This window comes from Bartonella sp. TT119HLJHH (genome assembly GCF_042193385.1).
In the GTDB taxonomy this organism is placed as follows: Bacteria; Pseudomonadota; Alphaproteobacteria; order Rhizobiales; family Rhizobiaceae; genus Bartonella.
Map to the genome: position 1 here is coordinate 1 of NZ_JBHILS010000115.1, position 909 is coordinate 909.

Annotated in this window: 1 protein-coding gene; it reads left to right on the forward strand. The window is 36.4% G+C overall.

Features of this window, described 5'->3' with window-relative positions; all coding sequences use genetic code 11:
* The first annotated feature begins 147 nt into the window (after positions 1–147).
* Positions 148–666 carry a helix-turn-helix domain-containing protein gene (locus ACFIJL_RS09645; protein WP_375624498.1) on the forward strand — a complete coding sequence of 173 codons (519 nt, stop codon included), beginning with the start codon at positions 148–150 and terminating at the stop codon, positions 664–666.
* Positions 667–909: the final 243 nt, after the last annotated feature.

Sequence of the window (909 nt, forward strand, 5' to 3'; positions counted from 1 at the left end):
ATTCATTTAAAGCGTCAAATAGAGGCTGAAAGAGTACATCTAGAAACTACACAAAATACGGCTTAATGCCTCTCTAAGATGAATGGGGAAATCTCTTTTTAAAATCCTGTAATTTAAAACGAACCTAAATATGAATAAGGAGCATTTTTGGCACGCCCTAAAAAAGAACCTAAAACAGAACTAGCAAAGCGGCTATGTGAAGTGCGACGCGCCCTTGGTTTCACAGAGCGTAAGCAATTTGCTGAACATCTTGCAGCACCTGAAAGTACTATGTGTAATTATGAAACTGGTTTGCGCGAACCACCTGTATCAATGTTGGTAATTTACAAAAATGTTTGCGGTATATCTGTGGAATGGCTCGTTACGGGTGAAGGTGAAATGTTTAGTGACATGGCAAAAGCGAAAGCAGCAGGTTTTAAACCACAAACTATCCCTGCTGGTCTCATGAAAAAGCTTGGTCGCATAGCTTATACAACCTATCGCGATGCAAATATAAAGATCCCTCCTGAAGATATAGCGGAACGCGCGGCGGAACTTTGTATAAAGTTGCAAGAGCTTGTTCAAGACATCAACGACACGGAAGAAATCGAGCTTATTTTACCTCTTCTAAAATTGCATTTAAAGCGTCAAATAGAGGCTGAAAATGCACATCCAGAAACTAAATAAGATACAGCTTAATGCCTCTTTAATATGAAAAATCGATATGAAAATCTTTTTACATTAAAAAAATAATATAACTATTTGATTAATAAGTATATATTGCCTCTAAAAATAGATAATCATCAATAGGTGAAAATCTTTTTTGCTTTTTTGGTTATTTTTGGCTGATTTTGGAGTCAATTGAACTTTTGGATTGATTTTTTTCACAGGGTCTTCAAAGGCGGTTTTCTGGGCTTTCACAGACTTTTC